We start from the raw sequence: 20,338 nt of genomic DNA on the forward strand, positions 1-20,338 counted from the left end.
GTGGCAATAGGCTTGCATGACGTTCTTCGGTTGCTAGGCCAGTGTACTTACTCCGCAGCGGCTTTTTGCGCGACGTTTTTGTTGAGTGCCTCCGCCAGTGTAGCATTGGCACCTTGCGTCAACAGTTTTTCGAGGTACCGAGTTACACACGCCGCAAATCCTGGCAGCGCCGATAAGTCATGCCCCCACAGGGCTTGGTTATGCAGCACGGTGCGCGTTAGCTCGGCTGGCTCCAGACGGTCCCACATTTCGGCGAAGTAGCCAGCCTTTTCGTCCTGAATCGGGTAGGCCTGTCCGTTAGCTTCGCCGTACCATACCTGCTCCTGCTGGTGCGTGCCACGCATGAACAGCAAGTAGGCCGCAAAACCCAGTGCCATGTAATGCGGCACGGCATTCAGCTGCTTGTAGTAGTGCAGCAAGGTGGCCACGTTGCGCATCTGCATCTTGGCCGTGTAGTTCATCGTGATGGCCAGCCAGCGGTGCTCAATAGCGAGATTGCGGAAGCGGTCCAGCACCTGCATTCCAAAGCGTTGACCCACTTTTTCATCCACGGCATACGGGATACCCGGCAGTAGATCAGCCAGCATCAAATTGTGGATGAAGCCAGCTGCACACTCATCTTCCATGGCCTCACGTACCGTTCCGAAACCGGCCAGCACAGCCAGGCCACAGCTCAGGGTGTGCGTGCCGTTGAGCAAGCGTAGCTTCAACTCACGGAACAGGTTGATGTTGGGCTGTACCACTACGCCGGCATCAACCTGCTCAAACGAGAGAATCTGTTTCACCCGCTCATCGCCTTCAATGGCCCAGAGCGTGTATACTTCCGACATGGTCAGCAGCTCATCCTCGTAGCCCAGCTGCGCCGTTATTGCAGCTTGTACCGAGGCAGCGGGGCGCCCAGGCACAATTCGGTCTACCAAGGAGTTGCAGACCTGATTGGCCGTTTCCAGCCAGTCAATAAACTCCGCATCTAGGTTGTTGCGGTGGGCCTGCTCCAGCAGAATGGCTTCAAGCTTCGTCCCGTTGTCAGGAATCAGCTCCGCGGGTACAATCACCAGGCCCTTTTCCTTATCACCGTTAAAGGCCTGAAAGCGGGCGTGCAGGAAGGCCAGCAGCTTACCCGGAAATGACTGCGGCGGACTCTGCGTCACGTCGTCAGCCACCAGCTGTATCCCGACTTCCGTGGTGTTAGAAATCACGACCTGCAGCTCCGGATTGGCGGCGCAGGCCAGAATTTCGGCCCACTGGCTTTTGGCTGACAGCACCCGGCTGATGGAGGAGCACACCACGTTTTCTTCTATCTCACGGCCATCTTCAATCCCCCGAATTCCCAAGGTATATAGGCCATCCTGGCGAGTAAAAGCATCTATATCGCCTCCATCTGTGCTTTTCACAACCACAATGCGGCCGTTGAAAACGCCTTGGCGATTGGCTTTGTCGATAAGGTAATCGGGCAGGCCCCGCAGCAGCACACCCGTGCCAAACTGCAGTACCTTTTCGGGCAACTCAAACAGGGCCGGAGTAGGCAGCATAGCAGCCGGAGTGGCCTGCAGAACATATTCTTTTGATAAGTGTGGCATAGCCAAAGTCCTAGAGTTTGCTTCCCTCTTGTTTTGTTGAATTGGTGGCCCATTTTTGCTGCCATTTCGGGTAGTCCCGCTGCAGCAGTTTCTCGGGCCAGGTGCCGGCGTACACGTAGCCGGCACGGCGTTCATTTTCTATTTCGCTCAGTGCATAATGCACCTTGCTGTCGCGGCCCACATAAATGGGGCGGTTGGTTTCGAGGTCATAGAACCGGGCCCACAGCGAGGCTCCGGGCTGTGCTACTATCACTCGGTCGCGGCCGCTAGGCTGCGCTGGGTCTTTGATTTCCTTGAGAGCTTGATTAGGCATTTTTACCTTCTCAAACCACGCAATAGCGCTGGCAATAGCCTTCTTAACTTCCGGCGAAGGGTTCTCAACTCCTAGCAGGAATTCCACAATAGCCGCCGACTCATCGCCGCTCAACGAGGCCAGCTCGAATGCACGGGCTTTGGCTGGCTGCAATGTTTTTTCATCGTACTGCGCGCACCAGGCCGTGAGCTGCCCGTTCTGCACGTATTGGGTTTTGAGGATGCAGGCAACCCCACGTTCTACCGCTCCTTTTGCCAGCGGTACTAGGGCCGGATCAACAGCCGTAAAATCGCCTTCCTGCTTTGCCACGGAACGCAGCACTTCCAGTGCCAGCACCATCGCGTTATCGTTGTAGGTAATCTGGTGGCGGTAGTTGCTGAAATCGGGGTAATACTGTGGGAAGCCGCCGTTGGCGTACTGCATTTTCAGCAGGTACTGGATGCCTCGCTCAGCGGCTGCTTTGTAGGCCACTCTGTTGGTAGCTTTGTAGGCCTTAAGCAGATAGGTGATTTCGCGCGTGGTGGCTTTGTTGTCGATGGTAGCATCGGTGCGCCCGGCGTCGGCTAGCGTAGCGGCGCGCAGAGCGGCCGACAGGGGCTTGGTGTAATCCACCTTCACTTCTTTCACGGCCTTAGGCCACCCGCCCACGCTGCGCTGATATACCAGCATCTTCTCTGCTACGCTGTCTACCTGATCTGCCTGCTGATTAGCTGCCGTGGGCAACACTGAGTTAGTATGCAGCGGATTGGATGGCGGCAACGCTACCGTCGCCTTTTTGCCCGACACCGGGTACCACCGGCCCCCATAGGTCCAGTCGGCCTTTATTTTTCGGGCTTTTGGTGCGCCTTCCGCAGTTTTCAGGTTATCCTGGTGCCAGGCATAATCACCGCCTTCATGGTGAGAATTCTGGTAGTACACGCGGCGTCCCCATTGCTTGGCACCAGGCCCCGATTGAGCCCAGTAGATATCCGCATCGGCCATGTTTTTGGCGAAGGTGCAGTTCACCAAATAGAACTGCGCCTCGCGGTGAAAACGCCCTAATTTGAAGTTATCATCGCCCTCGAAAGTGCAGTTCCGAAGTACCGTTTTCTGGTCTTTGTTGCCGGAGCCATCGTGCCAGATGGCAGCGTTGGTATTGTGGCAAATGAAGCGGCAGTTCTCAGCGTAGGCCCACCCACGCGGGCAGTAAAAATCTACGCCGCCTTCCATGGTGCAGTCCTTGAAGTAATAGAGGCCAGCATCCACGTCCCAGGGACTCACGGTGTCGCCGCCAAGGGCCCGGAACGTACAATGCTTCACGGTGAGGCGAGTAGTGCCGGGCATGGTGCGCAGGGCCATTTGGTGGCCCGTCTTGCTGATGGTACGTTGGCCCGTAGGGTCCGTGGGGCATGGCACCGTCACGGGTCCTTTGGCATCGAAGCCGTAGCTGTTGATAACCGTTAGGTTTTCAAGCGTCACGTCGGGAGAGTTGCGCATGTTGAGTGTGGCCACTCCCCAATCGTCCTGGCCGGCTGTAGGGTCGCAGCGCCACTCGTCGCGGGCTTGCGCGTAGGCCAGTACCACACCGGTTTCGCTTTGTCCTTTCAGGATAATCTGCTGCTTGCCATCAATGAAGACCTTCTCGCGGTACGTGCCATTCTTGATGTACACGGTGCGCGGCTTGGTGGCCTCATTGGGTAGGCTGTTGAGAGCGGCCTGGATGGTCCGGAAATTTCCCGAACCATCCGACGCCACCGTCACCTGCTGAGCATGGGCCGATTCTATTCCCATTTCCCCAACCCCCACCAGCAGGAGCAGTAGTTTTAGTAAGTTTTTCATGGCAAGTGGCCTAGAGGCCGCCTTTTACAAAATCATCCCGCATCGGGCTGAATGAATCCAGCAGAACACCGGCTTCTTCGCACACCACGCCATGCCACAGGTTAGAGGGTGCATGAAATCCGTCGCCGGCTCGCAGAACTCGTTCCTCCTCCCCTACCAGGCAGCGAAAAACTCCGTTTTCTACATAGGTAATCTGGGCGTGTACATGCCGGTGAGGAGCGCCGAATGCGCCTGTCTCGAAGGCCACTTTCACCAGCATCAGATCCGGGCCATAGGCCAGTACCTTGCGGTGCACTCCCTCCCCTACGGTTTCCCAAGTCAGGTCTTCGTCGGTGAGAAAATGGTGCTGTGGAAATGAGGTCATATCAGGAGAATAGAGAGGCGGAACAGGAGGGTAAAACGAAGTACAGATAAGTCCTTCGTCTACCCCTCATGCACTCACCTGCTAGTAGCCGAAGTTTTGCACCAGTGCCGGGTCAGAGCTCAGCGTGCTCTGCGGAATTGGCAGCAGTTCTTTGCCCTGGCCGGGCACGTACTCAGCCGCTAGGCCAGAGCCCACGCTGGTTGCCGTGGTAGTGCCAACCGTTACGGTGGTACCGGTAGGCTGCGTGTTGGCTACATAAGCCGCATCAATGCCCTGGCGCCAGTTCACGCGCACCGTACCTGTTGGCGCAGTGTTGGGCGTAGGAGAAGGCCGGTAGAAAGAGCGCGTCCATTGCACATCACCGGCAGCCGGCGTTTTGAAGTACATGTACAGCGGCACTTTATCATAAGGGGCTTCGCCTTTGGCCATCTTCAGAATGTTGGCTTTGGCTTCTGCCAGCTTGGTGGCAAACAGGTTCCAGCGCAGCAAATCATACTTGCGGATTCCTTCGCTGCCAAACTCCAGGTAACGCTCGTTTACTAAGGCATTGAACAGAGCAGTTTTTGAGTTCAGTACCAGGCCAGCTTGTGCTTTAGCCTTGGTGCCATAGGCGCGCGTACGCACTTCCAGCAGGGCATCCTGTGCCGCTTGCGTAGGCCCGTTCAGCTCGTTTTCAGCTTCCGAGAACATCAGCACTACATCGGCGAAACGGATGATAGGCCAGTTGTAGCCCAGGTAGTTGTTCGTGCCAGGCAGTGAAGGGATGTGCCAGTCGCGGCGGAATTTGCCATCGGTTACGCTGGCTAGTGCCACACCTGCCCGGAAATTGTTGGCCGGGATAGTGTAAGGCGCAATCGTCACGTCGCGGCGTACGTCCGTCGAGTCGAACGCGTAGAAATACGTGGGGACAATGGTTACGGCGCCTTGCGTAGAGCCGTAGATGGTAGAGGCGTTCAGGCGAGGGCCGTTGTAGTAGCCCAATTTGCTGTCGGAAACCGCCGTTGAGCCGCCCATGCCCACCTGGAACATGATTTCGTTAGCCGACTCCGAACGCTGCTCGTTGATGCTTTTGAATACTTCCAGGAAACTTGTATTGAGCGTATGCTCCGAGCGGTTCGCCATTAGCTCGGCGCACTCCTGGCGGGCAATGCGGTAATAGTCGAGGTAGTCGGCGGGGCGCACCATTTGGTTGCCCTTCAGCGAGTAGCCGCCCCGGTACAGGGCCAGACGGGCGCGCAATGCCTTTACCGCGCCTTTGGTAATACGCTCACTGGCGGCACCCGCTTTGGAGCGCCACGGCACCAACTTTTCGGCCTGCAGCAAGTCGGCAATCAGCTTAGTGAGCGTCTCGTTGCGGTCAGCATTCGGCAGGTTGAAGTCCTGGCCCGACACGGAAGCCGTGAACTGCGCCGGAACGTCGCCCCAGTTGCGTACCAGCTCCAAGTAGTACTGTGCGCGCAACGTCAGGGCCTCGCCGTGCAGCCGGTGCAGCGCAGCCGTATCGGCGGCGGTGCCCGTGGTGTACAGGCTCATCTTCGGAATCTGATCGATGCAGATGTTGCTGCGTTCCACGCCTTGGTAAAGCGTGTTCCAGGGGTTGGTAATCTCGGTGTTGGTAGGCAGCGCCTTATAGCGGGCAATGCTCCGGCGGGCACCATCAGCGGCTCCAGATGAGCCAATCATCTCGTCGGAATCGAAGGGGAAATACATGCTAATCCGGGTGCCGTAGGTCTGGTCGCCCGAGAGAGGATCGTAGGCCCCTACCACGGCAGCCGTAGCGCCGGCTACCGTGCTAAAGGTGGCCTCCGTGGTATTAAGAGCCAGCGGCTCTACATCCAGAAAATCTTTGCAGGATGACACCGCCCCGGCGGAGCCGGCCAGTGCCAGGCCGGCTAGTGCAGCCCGGAAGGAAATGAAGGATTTCATATGCGCAGCGAAAAATCAGGTGGGATTAGAGGGACAGGTTCAGACCAAAGAGAAAGGCGCGGCTGCGGGGGTAAGCAGCATAATCGACACCCGGCGTGAGCGGGGTAGCGCGGCGGGTATTCACTTCGGGGTCGTAGCCCGTGTAGTTGGTGAAGGTGTACAGGTTATTGAGCGTCACGTAGAAGCGCAGCTGCTGTACCTTGGCGCGGGTAGTGAGGGTCTTGGGCAGGGTGTAGCCCAGGGTCAGGTTGTTAATGCGCAGGAACGAGGCATCTTCCACGGCCCACGAGTGCAGGAAATAGTTGCGGGTGGGCGTCCAGATGTCAGCATTCTGGTTTACTTGATTCAGTGTACCCAAATCGGTAATGGGCGTACCGTCGGCGTTGATGGTGCGGTACCGGTCGCTCATGACATCGAGCACGTTGCTGAACACCGTGTTGGCCGTGTTCGACGTAAATTCAATCTTGTTCGCGTTGTAGACATCATTGCCCAGCACGAAGTTGACGAAGACGCTGGCGTCGAAGTTCTTGTAGGTAAACTGCTGGTTGAGGCCACCTGTCAGCTTAGGGTTGGCGTTGCCAATTACCGTCTGGTCCTTGTCGTCGATAACCCCGTCACCATTCAGGTCCTTCAGCTTGATCTGGCCGGGTCGGGCAACGGTCTCACCAATCAGGCCTAGGTTGTTTGGGAATACGTTGACACCCTGGGCGTTCTTCTTCGGAATCCAGGTTTGCGTGGTGGCATTGTAGCCTTCGAAATCGTCAGCCGTCAGGTAGTTGTCCGTTACGTAGCCATACATCTGGCCTACGGGCTGGCCTACACGCGCTACATAGTCGCGGTTGAGGGCAGTACCGGCCCAGCCGGAAGCAATACCAGGAATTTCATCCAACCCAGAGCCGAGGCTCTCGATGCGGCCCCGGTTGAAGGAAGCATTGGCCGTAGCCGTCCAGCTAAAGTCAGGTTTGTTGAAGATGATGCCCGTCAGCTGCAACTCGACGCCTTTGTTGGAGGTTTTGCCGATGTTCTGCAACTGCGAAGAGTACCCCAGGAACGGAGGAATTGGGCGGTTAATCAGCAGGTCAGAAGTAGTGTTGTAGTAAACATCACCGGTGAACTGTACCCGATTTTCCCACAGTGCCAAGTCTATACCGAAGTCGCGGGAAGTTGTCACTTCCCATTTCAGTTTTTCATTGGACAGCGTAGTAGCTACAGAGCCCAGCACCTGATTGTGGTTGAGATAATACGGCGCCCCACCAGCCTGGAACAGCTGGCTGAACAGAAAGTCGTTGATACGGTTATTACCAGCCTGCCCATAGCTCAAGCGCAGCTTTAGGTCCGATACCGCTTCTACCGACTTAAAGAACTCCTCCTTGGAAACGCGCCAGGCGGCAGAAGCACCGGGGAAGTAGCCCCAGCGGTTACCCGCTTTAAACTTGGATGAGCCGTCGGCCCGGAACGTACCCGTAAACAGGTACTTGTCGTCGTAGGAGTAGGTAATGCGCCCGAAGCCAGAGGCCAACGTATAGTCGTTCGGAATGCTCGTATAAGGCAGTACAGGCTGTGAGGTCACGCCCGCGGGCAGCACCCCTTGGTTGATGTTGGCCAGCGCACGCTCAGCCGTGATATCCAGCGGCAGGAAGTTGGTCTGGATGAACTGCGACTTAGTCTGCTGCTGATAGGTCTCCTGGCCTAGCAACAAGCCCATCACGTGTTTCCCTTTCGTAAGGGAATAATCCAGCACGTTGGAGTTGTTGAACGTGATTTGGTTGCCCGTAGTGATAGTAGCGAACGGCAGGTTCTGGTAGCCGCCCGCTGCCTGCCGGATGGTAGGCGAAAAGCGGCCATTGAACGTACCTAGGTCACCGCTAGTGATATCAAAACCAGCCGTAGAACGGAAGAAGAGGCCTTTCGTCAGTTCCAGGGCGGCGTTGCCACCTACGTTGAAGGTCCGGCGCTTGTCGCGGCGGTATTCGCTATCAATCGTAATCAGTGGGTTTACCAAGCTAGAGGTGGTGAAGAAGTCATCATCGAAAGTGCCGGGGTCGATGATGGCACCTGATGCTCTTGGCACCGACAGAGGCTGGTACTGCACCGTATTGCGCAAGCGTGAGGTAACGCTGGAGCCGCTGGTAGAAGTACCGGCGCCGTTCACGGTCTGGTCGTTGAAGCGCATGTTCAGGCCTACGCGCAGCTTGTCAGTGGCCTTCGTATCAAAGCGGAAGTTGATCAGGTTGCGGGAGTAGTCGGAGCCGCGCTGGATGCCTTCCTCGTCGTTGTGGGTTAGGCTCAGTGAATACGTTGTGCCTTTCACGCCACCCGATACCGATACGTTGTGGGTTTGCTGGAAAGCGTTGCGGCCAAACACCTCATCCTGCCAATCGATGAATGGAGCGCTGCGGGCGCGCTGCAGCGTGTCGCTGTTGAAGTTGGAGCTACCGAACAGGGTTTTGAAACTGGCAAGGCCGCCGGTGCCGGTAGCGCCTGCCTGCTGAGCCCGCTCAAACTGGTAGTTCAGGTAATCATCGGGCTTCAATACGCCTAGCTTCTTGCTGATCTGGCGGAAGCCGGCAAAGCCGTTGTAGCTGATCACCGTCTTGCCTTCCAGGCCTTTTTTCGTGGTGATGATAACTACGCCGTTGGCCCCGCGGGCACCGTAGATAGCCGTGGCAGAAGCATCCTTTAGTACGTCAACGGAAGCAATATCCTGGGGAGCAATAACGGACAGGGCGTTTTCAATCTGGATACCGTCTACCACGTAGAGCGGCGAGTTATCCTGGGTGATAGAGCCACCACCGCGCACCCGAACGCGCACATCCTGGTTGCCGGGCGTGCCTTCGGAAGACGTCAGCTGCACACCGGCCAAACGCCCCGTAAGGGCTTCGGCGGCGGAGTTAACCGGAATATCCTTTATCTGCTGGGCACTCACTGACGAAACCGAGCCAGTAACGTCGCGACGCTGCACCGACTGGTAGCCGATAACTACTACATCGTCCAGCGTCTTGCTATCATCCTGCAGCGTTACGTTGATGTCCGTTTTGTCGCCTACTGCCACTTCATAAGGCAGGAAGCCGATATAGCTGAAGCGCAACGTGGCATTGGCGGGCACCGCCAGGTTGAAGCGACCTTCTCCATCGGTCGAGGCGCCGATGGTCGTTCCTTTCACCACGACCGTCACGCCGGGCAGGGCTTCTCCCTTTGCCGACTTGACGATACCCTGGACGCGCTGTTGTTGCTGCGCCCATGCTGGGGCCGCGGCACTAACCAGCAGCGGGGCCAGCAACAGTAATTTTCTTTTCATGACTAGGATGTGGGAATTTGGTGTGGGAAGGGCGCAACAAGTACCAATGCAAGCCAAGCGCTCCTGGGTAGGTAAGCGGCTCCTCACTTACTGTTTCATCGCAATCATCTTTGGCTGCGTTGGGACATTTCAAGGAGGTGACAATTCTCGGGCTGGAGGCTGGCTGATTCTACAAGCCGTTTTGGATTGTTGGCTAGCGGATCAGTTGATTAAGTTTAGCCCTACCCTTGGGGAAAGCGAAGTATAAGCCTCGATTTATTTCTGCAATCGTTGTCGGGAACGTTGCCATTGCGCGGTTTTACTTGATTTCGTTTAATCCTGCATCAAGAATGTGCCGTAATAGCCATTTTGCGTGCTTTGGAGGCAAAGCGCATCACCCTTTCACATTTATTGTACTTTTCCAATCAACGCCCTTCAATGGTCTTCTCACCTGCCATAGGCCTAGGCCACTCTCCTCTTCTGCCTACTTGCCCGAGCCACTTGCCTGCGCATGTTGCTTAACTTCCTTCAACGATACTTATACATCCACAAAAAAACTCCTTTGGCGAAGGAGTTTTTGCGCTATTCAGTAGGTACTTACTTAGTGGCGCTACTCTATCCGGAACCAATCGAAGTCGGCGGCGCCGGCGTCGTTGGTTTGGCTGGCGCGGGTGCAGAACAGGCCCACTTTGGCTCCAATCCACTTGCCTTCCCGGGCCGTGAATTCAGGACCTAACGGTTGAAATTTTTCTCCATCCAGACTGTAGCTGAACTGGCAATTCGCCCCGGGCAGCACCTGCACACGCAAATACACCGGCTGCTTAGCAGGCACTTCTACTACTGCGGAACTGGTTTCTACGCCTTGCTTATCGGCATTCCGGCACACCGACTGGCCTAGTAGCACTTTGCCACCCTGACTGATGAGCGAGAGATAGGCGTAGTCCAACCCCATCATGACCAAGCCGGTTTTTTCGCCTTCAAAGCGTGGCGTGAAGCTAACTTTAGTGGTAGCAGTAAACCGGTCGGCGGGCAGTTTCTGCAGCAGCAGATTCGGTACCTGCCAGAGGTTTTTGTAGCCCTCGGGCAGCGGGACCGAGTAGAGGCGCAGAAAGCCCTCGTTCCCGTTCAGAAACGACCACCCCACCTGCGGGTTAGCGTGCCATTGCCACTGTAGGCCTAGCGCGTTCGTACTGAACTCGTCGGAAGTGCTAGGGGTGGCCAGCGGCTGAGGTTTGCCGGGCACGGCGGGTTTGAGGTGGGTGAGCACCGGTTGGCCTTTGCCATCGCCATCGGGGTCTTCGCCAACCACGGGCCAGTCGTTTTTCCACGCCATCGGCTGCAGATGCACCACGCGGCCGTAGGGGCCCTGGTCCTGAAAATGCAGAAACCAATCCTGCTTGCCATCGGGTGTATCTACCCAGGCGCCTTGGTGCGGGCCGTTGATGGGGGTTTTGCCCTGGTCCATCACTACGCGGTCTTCGTAGGGGCCGAACACGTTTTTGGAGCGCAACACCACCTGCCAGCCCGTAGCTACACCGCCACCCGGCGCGAAAATGTAGTAGTAGCCGTGGCGCCTGTAGAACTTCGGGCCTTCGATGGTAGGATGCTTGTCGTGGCCATCGAACACCAGCACTTCATCCCCGAACAGGCCTAGGCCATCGGGGCGCATCCGGCTGACGGTCAGCACACTTTTGAAGCCAGCCCGGGAGCCCGCAAACCCGTGCACCAGGTAAGCCTGCCCGTCTTCATCCCAGAGCGGGCAGGGGTCAATCCAGCCTTTGGCCTCTTTGATACACACAGGCTCCGACCATGGCCCCGCCGGGTCCTTCGCTGTCGTCACGAAGATGCCCAAGTCTGGGTCGGGATAGTAGATATAGAACTGCTTGTTGTGGTAGCGGATAGCGGGTGCCCACACGCCGTTGCCGTGCTGCGGCACTGCGTAGCGCGCCGCAGGAGGCTGCTGCGTAAACACCGCCCCGATTATCGTCCAGTTGACTAAATCCCGGGAGTGCAACACCTGTAGGCCAGGTACGGCATTGAAACTCGACGAAGTGAGGTAGTAATCGTTGCCTACCCGCACCACATCGGGGTCCGAGTAATCGGCGTAGAGCACCGGGTTCTTGTACATCCCGTTGCCCAGGTCAGGAACCCACACCTTTGAAATTGATGATTGAGCCGCCAGCGGAAGCGGCTGTAGGCCAGTCAACACCAAGAGTAGCAGTAGGGAGAAACGAAGCATAAGCTTGGATAAGGAACGGATAGGCAAGTAAGTTTTCGTTAGGCCACCTTGCTAAGTAGAGATGGGCTAAGTGGCCTACTGCTAGGGCTGAGCAGGATTCCAGTTTCGGAAGACGTTTTCCAACGTGTATTCCTGGGCTTGCTGGGCGGTGAGTTGCCTTGACCACGGCACGCGCTGTTTGGGCTGAAATCCTTTACCCCGGTTCTGATACTCGGCGTAACGGGCGGTTTGCTTGTTGCTCTCCTTCTCCCAATGGTCCCAGCCTTCGGGCTTGATTTGCTCGCCTAGCTCACACTGCAAAAACACGGTTTTGGCGTAGGGTCGCCAGGGCCGGCCCAACACGAAGCTGCCGGCCGGAGCATCACCTATGATTTTGCAGTTCCGGAAAACATAACCGTAACGGGTGCTGTCGGGCGTAGAGGCGGCCGTCACGTAGCCGCCGCCCTTTTTGCAGAAGATGGTGCAGCCTTCAAACCAAGCCGTGCTGGAGCCGAAAATAAAATCAACAGTGCCCTCGATGTAGCAGTCCTGGTAGTACTGGCGGCTGCCGTAGCCGTAGGTATAAAGTGTATCCTGGAAGCCCAGGAAGCGGCAGTTTTTAAAGCGGGCTTTGTCGCCGGCCACCCACACGGCCACCGCCTGGCCTACGGGCCCGGAGGAGTTCTGAAACGTAATGTTTTCGGCCGCAAAATCACTGCCGTAGATGTAAATGCTGGAGGAGCCTGAGGTGCCCTTGTCTTCGCCGAAGATGTTCTTCTTCTGGTTATAGTCGTCGTAGGTGAGGATAGTGTTTTTCAGGTCCTCCCCTATCAGCTTCACCAGGTTCTTGGAACCGGCCAGAATCAGCTTTTCCTTGTAGGTGCCTTTCTTGATGAAAATAGTGGTGACTTTCTTGCGAAAATCGGGCACGGCATTGAAGGCTTCCTGCACCGTTTTGTAGTTGCCGCTGCCATCCTGCGCTACCACGAAATCGTAGGCCAGGGCGTGGCCGATCAGCAGCCAGCTCAGCACCAGCCACGCGAATAGTTTTTTCATGCTTTGGATGATTGGCTTCTGCCCAAAAACAGGAGCAGCTTATCGACTACAACAGGCAAGCAAAACGGCCGGTCTTCTACAGGTAGAGAGCCGGCCGCAAGCCTTATTTCAGGTCGTGAATGCTCACGGCATCCATATCCGTGTATTCCAGGTTTTCGCCGGCCATTCCCCAGATGAAGGTGTAGTTGCTGGTGCCACAGCCCGTATGAATCGACCACGGCGGCGACAGGATAGCCTGCTCGTTGCTTACCCACAGGGGGCGCGTTTCGTCGGGTTGGCCCATCATGTGCAGCACACGCTGGTTTTCGGGTAGGTTGAAGTACAGGTAGGCTTCCATCCGCCGGTCGTGCACGTGCGAGGGCATGGTGTTCCAGACGCTGCCGGACTTGAGTTGCGTAAGACCCATCACCAACTGGCAGCTTTGCAGCCCTTGCAGGTAAATGTACTTGTAGATGGTGCGCTCATTGGCCGTTTCGGGCGCACCCATTTGCACGGGCGTGGCCTCAGCCTGCGTCATGCGCGTGGTGGGGTATACTTTATGCGCCGGAGCGGAGAGCAGGTAAAACTTAGCCGGACTGGCCGCGTCGGCGCTGGCAAACACTACTTCCTTCGACTCTTTCCCCACATACAGGCAGTCCTGCTCGCCTAGCTCGTAGGCCACTCCATCTACCGTAACGGTGCCTGCTTGGCCAATATTGAGGATGCCCAGCTCGCGGCGCTGCAGGAAATACTCGGCCTTGAGGTCCTCCGGATTCGGCAGCGAAATAGCCGTCGTGGCAGGCACAGCTCCTCCCACAATCATACGGTCATAATGAGTGTATACCAGTTCCAGCGAATCAACCACAAAAAGCGTTTCGATCAGGAAGTTTTCCCGCAATTGAGCAGTATTCAGGCCCGCCGTTTCGCGTGGGCTAATAGCATATCGTTGGGTCATGAGGGGGTGTAGTTGTGAGGTGATGAAATGGCAAGTAGGTGAAGTTGTATAACGGTGAGTTTGACGTTGCGGTAGCGCAGACTGCGCACGTGTAGCGGTGTAGGCCACTAGAACTTCAAACTCCCTCTTTCATAACTTCCTCCTCTCACTTTTAGCGGCCCATCCAGCCGCCATCAACGGTTAGTATGGTGCCGTGCACGTAATCGGCGGCGGCAGAAGCCAGGAATACGGTGGGGCCTTTGAAGTCGTCGGGGATGCCCCAGCGGCCGGCTGGGATGCGGCCAAGGATGCTTTGGGAGCGGTTGGGGTCGTTGCGCAGCGCTTCGGTATTATCGGTGGCAATGTAGCCTGGCGCTATGGCATTCACATTCACGCCACGGCCGGCCCATTCGTTGGCTAGGGCCTTTACAAGACTCCCGATGGCGCCTTTGCTGGCAGCATAACCGGGCACATTGATGCCGCCCTGGAACGTGAGCAGCGAGGCCGTGAAGATTATCTTACCCGAGCCATGCTGCAGCATCTGGCCACCAATGGCGCGCGCAATGCGGAAGGGAGCATCCAGATTGATGGCCAGCACTTCATCCCAAAGGGCGTCTTCGTGCTCGGCGGCCGGAGCCCGCTTGATGGTGCCGGCGTTATTAATCAGAATATCAATGCGCGGGAAGTCCTGCTGCACCTGGCCTAGAAAGGCGTCAACAGCGGCCCGCTGGCTGAAATCGGCCTGGTAAGCATGAAACTGACGGCCTAGCGCGTGCACCTGTTGTTCGGTTTCGCTGCCGCTCAGGGCCAGGGAAGAGGATACACCAATGATGTCGGCGCCGGCTTCTGCTAGGCCAATTGCCATGGCCTGGCCAATGCCGCGGTTGCAGCCGGTAACCAGCGCTACTTTTCCTGTCAGATCAAACCCGGAAGTATTCGTCATATAGAGCGGAGCAATTGTAAACTTTTCGGAGAATACCGGTGTACTTTTAGAACGGCCACGGCTAAGTAGGCCTGTTAAGGTTAAAAGATGTAGCTGCCGAAAGGAAGCAGCCTCGGTTTTTTATTCCTGCAATCGTTATCGGGAACGTTGCCAATCGTTGCTTCGGGCAGCAGCTACGCTTCCCTTACGCCAAAAGTGCTCAGCTATTTCTATTTTCAAGCCCCAATTTCACGGATAGCCCTGCTTTCCGTTCTTGGATTTACCGAAGCCGCTCCTCCTACCTCACGCCACCTTACCCCGTCTCCGCTGTGGAAACCTTCACGATAAAAGACATTGCCCGCGAACTGAATCTTTCTACCTCCACGGTATCGCGCGCATTACGGGGCAGCTACGAAATCAACCCCGAAACCAAGCGGCTGGTAATGGAGTGCGCCGAGCGCCTCAACTACCGCCCCAACCCTATTGCGCTTAGTCTTAAAGGCAGTGCCAGTCGGGCCATTGGGGTGATTGTGCCGCAAATTGCCAACTACTTTTTCTCGCAGGCAATCAACGGCATTGAGGCCATTGCCTACAACCGCGGCTACCACGTTATTATCTTCCAAAGCCAGGAGTCGTATGAGCGTGAAATGGCTAATGTGCAGCAAGCCATGTCGCGTAAAGTGGATGGATTGCTGATTTCGCTTTCCAGCGAAACCTCCGACGTAGCGCACCTACAGGAAGTGCAGGATAAAGGCGTGCCGGTAGTGCTTTTCGACCGGGTTTCGTCGGAGCTAAATGCTACCAAAGTAGTGGCCGATAACTTTGGGGGCGCTTTTGCAGCTACCGAGCACCTGATTCAGACGGGCCGCCGCCGGATTGCGCACCTCACCATTCAGCCGTGGCTGAGCATCACGCAGGAGCGCTTGGCTGGCTATCGGGCCGCGTTAGAAAAGCATGGTGTTGAGTTCGATGAAAACCTCATTCGCTATGGTACCTTCGGGCCAGATGAAGTAGGGCCCATGATAAAAGAACTCATGCGTCTCGACTCGCCCCCCGACGCGTTCTTCACCGCCTCCGACCGCCTCGCTGTAGGTTGCCTCACGGCCTTGCGCCAGCAGCGCCTCGCCATTCCGGATGATGTTTCCCTTATTGGATTTACGAACCTGAATGTAGCCGACCTGATGGCGCCTTCCCTGAGCACGGTGGTGCAGCCGGCGCAGGAAATTGGGCAAGTAGCCGCCGAGCGCCTGATTGATCAGATTGAGCGGAAGCACCGCGCTCTGCCCATCGAAACCGTGAAGATTCCGACTGAGCTTATTGTGCGGGATTCTTCAAGCCGCACCGCAGACCATGCTGCCCTGTTTGCTACTCCAAAAACAGTTACCCACTAGGCTCTAGGCCAGTAGGTCGCTGAAAAGCAAAACGCCCGTCATGCTCGGTTTCTCGAGGTATAACGGGCGTTTTGCTTTTCAGCGACCTACTGGCCTACGCGGGTTTCCCCGGCGGCTGCACAACTACTTGCGGGCCGACTGTTGCAGCAGCCAGGTAGCGAGGTCCTTCCCTGCCGAGAAGTTTTCGTACACGGCCGGAATTTTCCGACCATCGTTGTACTCGTTGTACAGCCACGGGTCACCTACCGCGAAAACGGTTCCTTTGCCCACTTTTGCGGTGGCCATAATTATCTGGCCGCCTTGGCTTATTAAGGCCGTAGCAGGAGCCTTTATTTCCAGCGGAGCCAGCTCTTTGATGTAGGCAGCGCGGGCGTGCTTGAAGACGGCATTGCCAGCTGGCAATTCCACTTTCCCCTGCTCGAACTGGCTGCCTTTCACCATATTCACATTCACGTCGCGGAACTTCATCCCGAAAGCCTGCGCCAGTGTATTGAAGCGCGGAATCTCGCAGTTGCTGGTGTCGTTGGCCATGAGCACAAGGGTGCCGCCAGCCTTTACCCAGGCGGTGAGGGCCTGCACATCAGCGGGCTTCACGAAGTTGGGGCTGGCCGTTTCTTTTTTGGTGTCCGGATCGACGATGATGTACACATCTACGCCCTTCAGCGAGGCGGCTGTAGGGGCCGTGGGAACCGACACAGTGTTGGCGCCTAATTCTCTGAACTGATTGCCCCAGAGCCAGAAGCCGGAGTGCATGCGGTCCTCCCATGTGTAGTGGAAGGGTTCTGGCTGGCCCGTGATGTTGCTCTTGCGGCTTTCGTGGTTGAAGTAGGTATCAATGCCCACGGTTTTGCCTTTGCCTAGGCCACTCTCTGCAGCAATTTCCATCTCTACGCTGGCCAGAATAAATGGGCCCACGCCTTTCAAATCGTTCTTGCGCAGCGGTTCGGTGAGGTAGTACTCGTAGCTGCCGTCGCGGTAGGGGTTTCCACCTAGCCCTCCTACACTCACCGTGCCGTTGAAGGCCAGCGCACCGTTTTCTGTCGCCACAAACTCCTTCAGCAACCCGTCATAGCCTTTGCGGGCTACGTCGCTATACTTCTTATCGAGGTAGCCCATGCGCACACCTTTGGCCAGCATGTACACAAACATGCTGCTACCCGATGCTTCGGCGTAGTTGCCTTTACGCGTGGCCTGGTCTACTACCAACGACCATGTACCAGTTTTAGCGTCCTGGTACTTGGCCAGCACCGGCGCCAAGCGCTGGACATCCTTGATGAGTTGAGCGCGCTGCGGATGGTTCTTGGGGAAATAATCTAGCACATCTACCAGCGCCATGGCGTACCAGCCCATGCCTCGGTCCCAGAAGTTCGGCGACTGGCCCGTGGTTTTGTTGGCCCATTTCTGCTCCCGGCTTTCATCGTAGCCATGATAGAGCAGGCCCGTTTTGGAGTCAACGAGGTTTTTCTCGATGAGGGCAAACTGCTTGGCCACGTCATCAAACCCGGCGGGCTGCTGGAATACCTGGCTATACTCGGCATAAAAGGGCTCAGCCATGTAGAGGCCATCGAGCCACATCTGGTTGGGGTACACCTTCTTGTGCCAGAACCCGCCCGCTTCCGTGCGCGGCTGGCCATCCAGTTGTTTCCGCAGCAGCTGGGCTGCTTTCTGGTACTTCTCCGGATTCTGGACCGACATCTGGCTCAGCAGCAGCAAAGCGTGACCCGTCGTTAGGTTATCCAGGTTGTAATCTTCCAGCTTGTAGGTCCTGATGGAGCCATCGGGCTGCACAAACTGCTCGAGGTCCTTCTGGATGTACGTGAAGTAGCGCGCGTCGCCGGTACGTTCCCACACGCGCTGCATGGCCTTCAGCATCAGGCCCTGCTCATAGTCCCAGCGGGCCGTTTTACGGTTGCCGATGACAATAGAATCAGGATGCCAGCTGATGAAAGCATCCGTCATGCGCTGCGACATAGGCCTAGCAGCCGGCGCAGTTTGTGCCTGCGCTGCAAACGAGGAAATAAGAAGACCGGAAAGGAAGAAACGGCGGAGAGACATGAAAAGCTTATCTAAAACTAGAAACTAGTTCCCCTGCTCAGATGAGGAGGGGTTAGGGGTGGTAGACTGGCCTAGAACGGTGCTATCGGGCTGGTCTAACAATTATGCCAGATTATGTACTGGCCTACAGCTTAGAAACCGTCACGACTTTCTTCGACACCTTCTCGCCCATTTCCAGGCCTTTCTTGGCAGCTTTGGTGTTGGTATTGCGCAGGGTTACGGCCTTGCTGCGGGCACCTGTTACGCGCAGCAGCAATTCAGCGCCGGGCGTGTAGCGGATGTTATCGAGGCTGATGTTGCGGCTGTTCTGCACTTCCATCACCGGCTTGGTTTCCTTGGAAAGTAGCGTCACGTTTTTGAGGCGGATGCCATCGGCTTCCTGGCACACGAGGCCCTTATTGCATTCCAGCACCACATTTTCAATATCCACATCCTGGATGGCCATTTCGGGCAGACCGCGCACCAGAATACCCGTGTTAGCCCCTTTGCAGGTCACGTTCTTGATGCGGAAACCTTTGAACTGTGGCGTGCCTTCGTTCAGCGGCTCGGCTTTGATTTCGGGGATGCCGTAGGCCTCTCCATTCACTTGCACCGGGTCTTTGGCGGCATAATACATATCGAACAGGATGGCTTCGCCGGCAATGTCGGTCATGTCCACGCCGTCCACGAAAATGTTCTCCACTACCCCCCCCCGACCACGCGTCGTCTTGAAGCGTAGGCCTACGTCAGTGCCCATGAAGGTGCAGTTGCTCACGTAGAGGTTACGCGCGCCGCCCGACATCTCGGAGCCAATCACGAAGCCGCCGTGGGCATGGTACACTTTCGTGTCGCGAATGATGAAGTTCTCGGTAGGAATTCCGCGTTTGCGGCCTTCTTCATCGCGACCCGATTTGATGCAAATGCCGTCGTCGCCCACGTCAAAGGTGCAGCCTTCTACTAGGCCATTCTTGCAGGATTCCAGATCCAGCGCATCAGTATTCTGCCCATACCAGGGGTTTTTTGCCGTTACGTTGCGCAGCGTGATATTCTCGCACAGCAGCGGGTGAATCGTCCAAGCCGGAGAGTTCTGGATGGTAAAGCCTTCCAGCAGAATCTGCTTGCAGCGCTGCAGGCTGAGCATGTTAGGGCGTAGGAAATCCTTGAACTCCGTGTACTTGCTAAAGTCGGGCTGCTGACCGGCCGGAATGGTCCAGGGCTTGTTTAGCGTAGAGCCTTTCAGCGAGCCAGCCGATGGATACCAGGTGGTGCCTTTCTCATCCAGCACACCACCCGATTTCACGAGGCGCTGCCACTGGCCGGCATTCAGTTTCTCCTTTTTCACCATGCGCCAAGCGTCACCGGCACCATCGAAAGTGCCTTGGCCCGTAATGGCAATGTTCTCCAGATCAAAACCCGAAATAGGCGACTGATTCCGCACGGCGTCTTCTCCCTCCCAGTTGGTTTTCACAAGCTGAAAGTCAGAGAGTTTATTGCTGAACTGCACCAAAGCCCCTTTGGCTACATGCAGGTTCACGTTGCTTTTCATCTGGATGGGGCCCGTGAGCCACAGGCCGCGCGGCACCAGCACTACGCCACCTTTCTGGCTGCAGGCCTCAATGGCCTTGCGGAAAGCCTCCGTGTTAAGCGTCTGGCCATCAGCCACGGCACCATACTTCGTGATGTTGAAGGTATCCTTGCTGAAGTAGGGCTGCAGCACTACCGGCAGATCATACACGTACTTGCCTGCAAAAGCCAGCGGTTGCAGATGCGAGGCGAGGTCTAGATTCAGCTTTTTAACATCCTGCGCCACCAATTGCGCCACACGCTCAGCGCCGTAGGCCGAGAAGTGGGTGTTGTCGAGCTTCGTGTTGTTGGCGCCGTTCTGGTAGCTCCAGAACAATGGCTGAGTGCCTTTTTCGCCGAGCTGGCTATACATGGCCCAGCTGGTTTCGTGCAGGTCAATCATCGGCACCTTCTGGGCCTTAGCTACTTCCTTCACCACGCCGGGGTATTCGCCGTGGTCATCTTTGCGCTTGCCTTGATCATCGAAATAGCGGCGGCCTACGGGCGTCAGAAGCACGGGATTAGCACCCTTGGCGCGGGCTTCTTGCACGTAGCGCGTCAGGTTTTGGCGGTAGGCCGTTTTGGGCGCAGCGTAGCGGGCAGTGTCCTCTTGTTTGGAATCGTTGTGACCAAACTGGATGAACACCCAGTCGCCGGGCTTTAGCTGTTCCAGCACCTTGGCCCAGCGGCCCTCGTGGCGGAAGTTGCGGGTGCTACGGCCGTTCATGGCGTGGTTCTGCACCTGCACATTTGCATCGAAATACTGTTGAAAATACATTCCCCAGCCACGCTCGGCTTTATCAAGCGGTTTGTCGGACATCGTTGAGTCGCCGACCAGGAAAATCTGTACTTTCTTGTCTTCGGCAGGCCGGAAGGCCCACAGAAGCACGGCAAAAAACAGGATGGTAAGTTGTTTCATAGGAAAAGAAAAAGCCTTCCTAGGCCAGTAAGGTACTGGCCTAG

General features: G+C 56.5%; 12 protein-coding genes. 1 reads left to right on the plus strand and 11 read right to left on the minus strand.

From position 1 onward, the window contains the following. Nucleotides 1–47: 47 nt before the first annotated feature. The 9 genes from CFT68_RS07690 to CFT68_RS07740 form a co-directional block, all read right to left on the minus strand. Nucleotides 48–1,580, minus strand: coding sequence for a tagaturonate reductase (locus tag CFT68_RS07690; RefSeq protein WP_088842794.1), 1,533 nt, complete (start codon nt 1,578–1,580; stop codon nt 48–50). Nucleotides 1,581–1,590: 10 nt separating this feature from the next. Further along, entirely contained in the window at nt 1,591–3,711 is a 2,121-nt protein-coding gene (gene pelA / locus CFT68_RS22080) for a pectate lyase (RefSeq protein ID WP_245815308.1), read from the minus strand. A 10-nt stretch (nt 3,712–3,721) separates the two neighbouring features. Then, nucleotides 3,722–4,075 (minus strand): cupin domain-containing protein, encoded by a 354-nt coding sequence (locus CFT68_RS07705; RefSeq protein ID WP_088842795.1) that lies wholly within the window; start codon nt 4,073–4,075, stop codon nt 3,722–3,724. 81 nt (nt 4,076–4,156) lie between these two features. Further along, a complete protein-coding gene (locus CFT68_RS07710) occupies nt 4,157–6,001 on the minus strand; it encodes a RagB/SusD family nutrient uptake outer membrane protein (RefSeq protein WP_088842796.1) in 1,845 nt (614 codons plus the stop codon). Nucleotides 6,002–6,026: 25 nt separating this feature from the next. Beyond that, nucleotides 6,027–9,299: a SusC/RagA family TonB-linked outer membrane protein gene (locus CFT68_RS07715; protein ID WP_088842797.1), complete on the minus strand. Its 3,273-nt coding sequence runs from the start codon at nt 9,297–9,299 to the stop codon at nt 6,027–6,029. A gap of 589 nt (nt 9,300–9,888) precedes the next feature. Further along, complete coding sequence (locus CFT68_RS07725; RefSeq protein ID WP_088842799.1) at nt 9,889–11,517, minus strand: glycoside hydrolase family 43 protein; 1,629 nt, start codon at nt 11,515–11,517, stop codon at nt 9,889–9,891. An 81-nt stretch (nt 11,518–11,598) separates the two neighbouring features. Continuing rightward, nucleotides 11,599–12,552, minus strand: a complete 954-nt coding sequence (locus CFT68_RS07730) for a pectinesterase family protein (RefSeq protein ID WP_088842800.1) — start codon at nt 12,550–12,552, stop codon at nt 11,599–11,601. 103 nt (nt 12,553–12,655) lie between these two features. Then, nucleotides 12,656–13,486 carry a 5-dehydro-4-deoxy-D-glucuronate isomerase gene (kduI, locus tag CFT68_RS07735; protein WP_088842802.1) on the minus strand — a complete coding sequence of 277 codons (831 nt, stop codon included), beginning with the start codon at nt 13,484–13,486 and terminating at the stop codon, nt 12,656–12,658. A 151-nt stretch (nt 13,487–13,637) separates the two neighbouring features. Then, nucleotides 13,638–14,408: an SDR family NAD(P)-dependent oxidoreductase gene (locus CFT68_RS07740; protein WP_088842805.1), complete on the minus strand. Its 771-nt coding sequence runs from the start codon at nt 14,406–14,408 to the stop codon at nt 13,638–13,640. A gap of 308 nt (nt 14,409–14,716) precedes the next feature. Here CFT68_RS07740 and CFT68_RS07745 point away from each other — a divergent pair, with 308 nt between their 5' ends. Next, nucleotides 14,717–15,778, plus strand: a complete 1,062-nt coding sequence (locus CFT68_RS07745; protein WP_088842806.1) for a LacI family DNA-binding transcriptional regulator — start codon at nt 14,717–14,719, stop codon at nt 15,776–15,778. Between the two features lie 123 nt (nt 15,779–15,901). Here CFT68_RS07745 and CFT68_RS07750 read toward each other — a convergent pair whose 3' ends face one another. Both CFT68_RS07750 and CFT68_RS07755 read right to left on the minus strand, forming a co-directional pair. Next, complete coding sequence (locus CFT68_RS07750) at nt 15,902–17,833, minus strand: DUF4350 domain-containing protein (protein ID WP_088842808.1); 1,932 nt, start codon at nt 17,831–17,833, stop codon at nt 15,902–15,904. A gap of 124 nt (nt 17,834–17,957) precedes the next feature. Continuing rightward, entirely contained in the window at nt 17,958–20,294 is a 2,337-nt protein-coding gene (locus CFT68_RS07755) for a glycosyl hydrolase family 28 protein (RefSeq protein ID WP_088842810.1), read from the minus strand. Between the last annotated feature and the right edge of the window lie 44 nt (nt 20,295–20,338).

The sequence above is a fragment of the Hymenobacter gelipurpurascens genome (genome assembly GCF_900187375.1).
GTDB classification, from domain to species: domain Bacteria; phylum Bacteroidota; class Bacteroidia; order Cytophagales; family Hymenobacteraceae; genus Hymenobacter; species Hymenobacter gelipurpurascens.

What these genes read in the sequence shown, in the direction of transcription:
- CFT68_RS07690 (WP_088842794.1), bottom strand. Translation starts at nt 1,580, where the DNA reads ATGCCACACTTATCAAAAGAATATGTTCTGCAGGCCACTCCGGCTGCT.
- pelA (WP_245815308.1), bottom strand. Translation starts at nt 3,711, where the DNA reads ATGAAAAACTTACTAAAACTACTGCTCCTGCTGGTGGGGGTTGGGGAA.
- CFT68_RS07705 (WP_088842795.1), bottom strand. Translation starts at nt 4,075, where the DNA reads ATGACCTCATTTCCACAGCACCATTTTCTCACCGACGAAGACCTGACT.
- CFT68_RS07710 (WP_088842796.1), bottom strand. Translation starts at nt 6,001, where the DNA reads ATGAAATCCTTCATTTCCTTCCGGGCTGCACTAGCCGGCCTGGCACTG.
- CFT68_RS07715 (WP_088842797.1), bottom strand. Translation starts at nt 9,299, where the DNA reads ATGAAAAGAAAATTACTGTTGCTGGCCCCGCTGCTGGTTAGTGCCGCG.
- CFT68_RS07725 (WP_088842799.1), bottom strand. Translation starts at nt 11,517, where the DNA reads ATGCTTCGTTTCTCCCTACTGCTACTCTTGGTGTTGACTGGCCTACAG.
- CFT68_RS07730 (WP_088842800.1), bottom strand. Translation starts at nt 12,552, where the DNA reads ATGAAAAAACTATTCGCGTGGCTGGTGCTGAGCTGGCTGCTGATCGGC.
- kduI (WP_088842802.1), bottom strand. Translation starts at nt 13,486, where the DNA reads ATGACCCAACGATATGCTATTAGCCCACGCGAAACGGCGGGCCTGAAT.
- CFT68_RS07740 (WP_088842805.1), bottom strand. Translation starts at nt 14,408, where the DNA reads ATGACGAATACTTCCGGGTTTGATCTGACAGGAAAAGTAGCGCTGGTT.
- CFT68_RS07750 (WP_088842808.1), bottom strand. Translation starts at nt 17,833, where the DNA reads ATGTCTCTCCGCCGTTTCTTCCTTTCCGGTCTTCTTATTTCCTCGTTT.
- CFT68_RS07755 (WP_088842810.1), bottom strand. Translation starts at nt 20,294, where the DNA reads ATGAAACAACTTACCATCCTGTTTTTTGCCGTGCTTCTGTGGGCCTTC.